This is a genomic window from Anaerobiospirillum sp. NML120449 (assembly GCF_023051105.1).
In the GTDB taxonomy this organism is placed as follows: Bacteria; Pseudomonadota; Gammaproteobacteria; order Enterobacterales; family Succinivibrionaceae; genus Anaerobiospirillum.
On sequence record NZ_JALKIL010000041.1, the window covers coordinates 37,445 to 43,794 of the forward strand.

The 6,350-nt window shown below is 54.4% G+C and carries 4 protein-coding genes; 3 read left to right on the forward strand and 1 reads right to left on the reverse strand.

What is annotated here, in order from left to right:
• Window positions 1-70 precede the first annotated feature (70 nt).
• Window positions 71-994 carry a bifunctional riboflavin kinase/FAD synthetase gene (gene ribF / locus MXE41_RS10675; RefSeq protein WP_247100479.1) on the reverse strand — a complete coding sequence of 308 codons (924 nt, stop codon included), beginning with the start codon at window positions 992-994 and terminating at the stop codon, window positions 71-73.
• 1,820 nt (window positions 995-2,814) lie between these two features.
• On the opposite strand from ribF, the gene MXE41_RS10680 reads away from it, so the two are divergent.
• From MXE41_RS10680 to MXE41_RS10690, 3 genes are read left to right on the forward strand one after another with little or no spacing between them, the layout of a single operon-like run.
• Window positions 2,815-4,083: an ankyrin repeat domain-containing protein gene (locus tag MXE41_RS10680; protein ID WP_247100480.1), complete on the forward strand. Its 1,269-nt coding sequence runs from the start codon at window positions 2,815-2,817 to the stop codon at window positions 4,081-4,083.
• Entirely contained in the window at window positions 4,080-4,916 is an 837-nt protein-coding gene (locus tag MXE41_RS10685; RefSeq protein ID WP_247100481.1) for a radical SAM protein, read from the forward strand. The genes MXE41_RS10680 and MXE41_RS10685 overlap by 4 nt, the downstream gene beginning before the upstream one ends.
• Window positions 4,913-6,268, forward strand: coding sequence for a hypothetical protein (locus tag MXE41_RS10690; protein WP_247100482.1), 1,356 nt, complete (start codon window positions 4,913-4,915; stop codon window positions 6,266-6,268). The genes MXE41_RS10685 and MXE41_RS10690 overlap by 4 nt, the downstream gene beginning before the upstream one ends.
• The last annotated feature ends 82 nt before the right edge of the window (window positions 6,269-6,350 follow it).

Sequence of the window (6,350 nt, forward strand, 5' to 3'; positions counted from 1 at the left end):
GCTCTGGCGGGCCCTGCAGGCCGTGTGGCCAGGCCTGGGGTCCGGCACGGCCTGCGTCCTTGCCTGCTGGCTATCTGCCCAGCAGACGGGCGGCCTTTTCCTTGTCGGCATTAATCTGGGCAGCAAGCTGCTCCAGACCGGAAAACTTCATCTCATCTCTAATCTTGTGACGGAAGAAGACCTCTATTTCCTGGCCGTAGATGTCGCCTGAGAAGTCCAGAATATGGACCTCCAGAAGAGTGTGCAGTGTTCTGGTATTAAGAGTTGGACGGTAGCCAACATTGGCTACACCTCCGTAGATAAGCCCGCCACAGCGAACCTCAACTGCATAGACGCCCTTGAGAGGGCAGACACGGCGATTGAGGTTGATATTGGCTGTTGGAAAGCCCATGGTGCGTCCAAGAGCATTGCCATGAACAACGCGTCCGGCAATGGAGTAAGGCCTGCCCAGGAAGCGCTCCACGGTATCAAAGTCACCGTTGTTCACCAGACCACGAATCATGGTGCTGGAAATACGCTCACCCTCCTGCTCAATCCTGTCTACAGCTGAGCACTCAATGCCTGCGGCCTGACAGCACTCTCTGAGGTTTTCAAAGGTATAGGCACCACCCTTGCCAAAGTTGAATGGTGAGCCTACGGTTACACTTTTGACCCCCATCTGATCGCGCAGCATGGCCACAAAGGCCTTGTCATCCTGATCGGCAAACTTGCGGGTAAAACTCAGACAGAACACATTTTCAACGCCAAAGGCACGGAAGGTGCGCAGCTTGTCACGTATAGAAAAGAGACGTGGCGGAATGCTGCGGGCAAAGAACTCCATAGGCTGGGGCTCAAAAATCAGTACTGCGCTTTCAAGTCCCATCTGACGGGCCTTATCCTGCATACGGCTGATTACCGCCTGATGACCGATATGAAAGCCGTCAAAATTACCTATGGCAAGGGCAATTCCTTTGGAGCTTCCATGAAAATCAGACAGCCAACGATAAAGACGCATGATTTTTGTGTTCCCTGATATGAACGTTTTTACTTTCAGTACGGGGACAGTACTGACTCAAAGCGAGCCTTTCCCCGTCTGTGACCTGCATGCTCTGCATACGGCCATGACAAAAACACAACAGACCGGAGCACAGGCCCACGGTCTGCTTGAGTTAATGGCCACAGCAATATGAAAAGCCTCCGTGCCTGAGCACAGCCAGCCCGGCGGTAACTGTAAAGAACACCAGTCATAAACAGCGCCCGCCCACCAGCCGTGCCGTGGCGTCAATGCAATGATCAGAATGCAGCCGCAACCGCCCCGAAATCCACGGTCAGCCCGGAACCTCCAGCCGGCCCGGCCCCCGAGCCCGCCTGTTTCTCCAGGACGGAATGAAGGCTCCAGCAGCCGTGCAAGGCCGGCAGCATCTGACACGCGTCCCACATCAGCAGCCCGGGACCTGAACCGGAATCAGGTCCCCGCTGCCTGCACAGGCTGAGTGCAGGACCGGCCTGCCATACAGCATCTAGACGCGCAAAAGCGCATCGGGACGGCACTCATTACAACAGACTATCAATTATAGCGGTAAATAGTCATTTGTGTGCCATTACCTGCAAAACCAGGCACTACAATTGTGCACATATCCCCACAAAAAGCCCATAAAATGCCCGGACTTCCCACTTTTGGCCCGACCCTGTTCATCCTGTACCTTACATACAAGTGCCCTCCCCGCCCGACCAGCCTCCGCCCCGCGCCCTGCCCCAGCCATTCCACTGCATTTATATAAGCAAAACGTCCCGCCGACCAGCCACCGCCCCGACGCCCTGCCCCAGCCATTCCACTGCATTTATATAAGCAAAACACCCTGCCCGACCAGCCACCGCCCCGACGCCCTGCTGCATCCCTGCATCTCTGCATATATAGAGAGCGCCCACTTACCAGCATATGCCCTCCCGTCTATGGCGCTGCTCTTCATATAGAGGAGCACGCCACCATCGTCCTCTGCCCTGCCGTTATCACCGCTGCTCTACATATATAGAGGCAGGGTCAGTCTGGGCTCAAGTCAGATTATGGCGGACAGGTTTACCTGGGCGGAGCCTGGGCTTAATCCGTTTCTGCCTGTACGCGCCATAATTCTGCTGTGCCATGATCTCAGGCGGAAAGAGCACGGCCATAAGCACTGTTGTCACATGCTCAGCACATACAGGTGCTTAACATCAGTACAGCAGACCGTGCTTACTGAGCGCCCCGTCGGCCGGTGTCTGGTGCCTGGTGACAGGATGTTACTGGCTCCGGCACTGGCGGCCGGCTCTGGCGGACGGAAGCCGCAGCCCGGGTTGGGCTTATAGCCGCAGCCCGGGTTGGGCTCATACAGACAAACATATGGACAAAGTGAAAGACGGGCATTATGAAGCCGGCGGGGCTGACCTTAAAGTCGGCTGTAAGGCCTGAGAACAAACAAACAAAAATGGAGGCTGTAGTTGTGTATATGAAGGTGCACTGTGTTGCGATATGAGTGATATAAGCTGCATGGTTCTGCCCGGGGTAGCCAGGTGTGGTGACATTCAGGAGCGATCGCGGGCTGGCCAGCAGGTTCAAACTGCTGTGAAAAATCAGTAAAAACCGCTGCAAAAATGACTGTAAGAGGCCCCTTTGAGGGTCGATGCCTCGTTTTTTGCGTTTCAGCAACAAAGCCGGAAAGGCCTGTAAACAGGCCATTGGAGCTAAAAGCGTTGCTATTTTCGTGCTTTTGTTGCTATTTGGTTTTGGCCCGTTAATTTTTGGATTTGCGATTGCTAATATGCTTTCGACCCCAGCCAAATTCTGTAAGGAGATGCCGATTGCAAAGCGAAAGTACTTTACTTGGCCAGCGCATACGGGAGATTCGCGAGAAGAACAATATCTCTCAGGAGCAGCTTGCCGAGCACATCCATGTAGGCAACAAGTCATCGATCAGCCGCGCTGAGTCTGGCGGTCTCAAACTCAAGAAGACCCGCGAATATGCAATGAAATACTGCGAGTACTTCCAGCTTGATGAGATACAGCGGGAAAACCTGTTCAAGGCCCAGAAAATCGCTGTTCCTGATACCTCCGCCCTTCTGTGCAACCCTCAGCTCATTGACTCCCTTGCTGACGAGTACATGCACATCATCATTGCGTCTACTGTACTTTCCGAGCTGAACCGCCTCAAAGACCGTGGCGACCAGAAACAAAGCCGCGTTGCCTGGCAGATAATCCATGATATAGGCAACACCCCAAATATCATTCACCGCGACTGCTCCCCGGACTTTCACGGCAACAATGACCGGCGCATTGTCAAAACAGCTGAAGAAGCGGCCCGTAAATATGGCTGTCTGGCAGAAATCATCACCAATGACGTGGATTTCTCCGCCATTCTCAAGGCCGACATTCCCAATGTCACCGCCATCCACCTGCCTGAATACCAGGTACGCCGCCAGAAGCTGATCAGCACCGAGCGCATGGCCTGGTTTGACAGATACTTTGCCCTCAGCTACGAAGACATTGATCCTCCCAGCTCTGCTGAGGCCAATGCCTATCTGGGCAACGGCCTGACTCTGATTATCTCCACAGTACGCAACCAGGAAGCCAGTCTTGATGAACGCAAGGCCAAGATCAAATGGCTCATCAAGCACGGAGCAGACATCGACAAGCTAGACAACAGCAGATACTACTTTCCGGCTCTGACCCATGCCATACAGGCAGGTGACTTCAAGATCTTTCAGTTCATGCTCGATGAGTGTAACGCCAACCCCAACCAGGGCAACCGCAATCCTTACACAGCCTCCACGTTCCGCCGCAAGAACGAAGGCAACATGCCCCTGATGGTGGCTGCATGGGAAGGAAGGGCCCGCTTTGTTAAGGCTCTGTGCCGCCACAAAAAGACCAGCATCAACCAGCAGGATGGCAACGGCTTTACAGCCCTTATCAAGGCCTCAGCCAATCGCAACAGGCACTGCCGCGATATCCTGCTGAGCTACGGTGCTGATAAGAGCATTGTCGATTTCAACGGTCTTACCAGTGAGGACCATTACAAGGCAGCCATGAGACAGGGACCGCTGCGCAGTCGTGGAAGGCGACAGTCAAAATGATCACCCGTGTATGTATCTCCATAAACAACCGCTGCAATCTCAAATGCCGCTACTGCCACTTTATTGAAAAGGAACAGTCCATTGAGCCTGCAGCCATGGATATCCCGCTCATCCTGGACAATATCCGCAGCCATATTGAAAAGCATAACATCAAGCTCTTCAAGATAGGCTTTGTAGGCAATGGCGAGCCCCTGCTTGAGTATGATCTGCTCAAAAGCTGCATTGAGCGCATTGACGATCTGATAAGAGCAGGCCTCGTGGCTGCCTATACCATCACCAACGGCACGGTCTTTACCCGTGACATGATTGCCTGGCTGCATGACCACAAGGTCAATGTGGGTGTCTCGATCGACGGTATCAAAGAGATACATGACAGATGGCGCTGCCACTCCCACCGCAAGGTCATGCAGGGCATTGAGCTGTACCGTGAAGTCACGGGCTCATGGCCGTCTCTTAACTGCACTGTCGGGCAGGATGTCCTCGACCGGGTCGATGAGACCATCGAGTTTTTCAAAGCCTTTGACAGCCGCATCACTTTCTCGCGCATGACCGGACGCTACGGCATAAGTATTGAGCAGTACCGTGAGTTTCTCGACAGGGCAGCCGCCGTGCTCAACGTACGCCGGGGCGGTTATGACTGCACCATGTACGGAGGCAAATGCGCAGCGGGCATGGACAATGTGTTCTACGCCAACGGAAAGATCTTCATCTGCGGCAACTGCGTGGATATCCCTACTCCCTTTACCTCTGACACCCCTCTGGATCAGGTGCACTTCAATCTTCCTGAATTTGACCGCAACTACTGCTATAAGGAGAGCGTTCTGAAAAGATGAGATTTGCTTTGTACGGTATGCCCTGCGCCGGCAAAACCACCCTGATGAACAGCCTTGCTCACAGGCTAGTCCCCATAAGCGGCAGTCAATGGCTCAATGACAATACAGACGGACAGTTCCGCGCGCTCAGCGAGGCCGAAAAACATAAGTGGCGGGTCAGATATACCCAGTACCTTGCATCACGCGATGACGATTTGATAAGCGACGGTCACTATGCCTTTGAAGATCAGGTGGTGTTCTCCCCTGAAGACGGCGCCGTCTATGATGTATTTTTCTATCTGTACTGTGACCCGGCCCTGCTGTGGGAGCGCATGCAGACCTCACATAAGAACAGCTGTTTTGCACACCTGCGCAAAGTGGATCTGTCCCGCTGGCAGGACAGAGAGATCAGGGAGCTGCGCCGCCACTGTCAGCTCAATGAGCGCGACTTCCATATCCTGCCGGCCACAACGGTCAGCAAGGATGACTTTGCCCTCTTTGTCGAGGACATTATCTCAGGCCTTAACTGCTGTGCTCATGCAGGGCAGATAGCTGAGCAGATCATCTCGTGGTTCCCGGATCCATGTGAGCTGCACATTGTTGATGGTGACCGCACGCTCATCTGCCAGGACAGCTTTCGTATCTGTGCCCCTGAACACCGTACCAATGTCTTTGACGGTAACTTCTACACGGGCTTTCAGTCATGGCTCTTTGCCCGTGAGACCGCCGCGCTCAGCCTTGATACCGGGGCTCTGGAGCGCTGCCGGCTCAACACGAACCTTAAAGACACCATAGGCAATGACAGCTTTGTGGTCCTGTCAGCCGGACTGACCGGGCTGTGGGATAACCTGGCCGCACGCTTTAATCTCAGGCACTGCATAGCCTCACCCCTGATCTCGGCTGATACCAAGTACCACACCGTAAGAATCTTAAGGGAGAAGGGATATACCATCACCGCATGGGGCGACAGCTGCAATGACTGGTACATGTTAGGCAAGGCCGATCGGGGCATGCTGTGCCTGAACGGACGCATCAGCCGCTCCCTTGAGGGCCTGGACTGCAGACACCTCCACCTGTTCTGCCCTCCGGCCGTTCACATCCTCACTGATGCCCTGCCCCCTGCGCCTGTATCCGTGCAGGCGCAGGTCCAGGAGGCCGCGCCGGACGGCACCGCCGCCACACAGGACGCAGCCGCCGCACCGGACGCAGCCGCAGCCCCGGCTGCAGCGCCGGCCGCTGCTGCAGCTGCAGCGGACGTGCGCCCGGGCATAGACCTGTTCGATGAGAGCACAGCCGCCCAGATAAGAGCTGACATTGCTATCTGCAAGCATAGCCCGGCATTTAAGCTATCTTCCATAGCTAAAGCCGCATAGACAGGCCATTCATTTTTTTTACCTCGTATTTAATTCTATCAAACTGAACAGCCGTATATGTAGAAAAGCTACATAATTTTTA

What these genes read in the sequence shown, in the direction of transcription:
- ribF (WP_247100479.1), bottom strand. Translation starts at nt 994, where the DNA reads ATGCGTCTTTATCGTTGGCTGTCTGATTTTCATGGAAGCTCCAAAGGA.
- MXE41_RS10685 (WP_247100481.1), top strand. Translation starts at nt 4,080, where the DNA reads ATGATCACCCGTGTATGTATCTCCATAAACAACCGCTGCAATCTCAAA.
- MXE41_RS10690 (WP_247100482.1), top strand. Translation starts at nt 4,913, where the DNA reads ATGAGATTTGCTTTGTACGGTATGCCCTGCGCCGGCAAAACCACCCTG.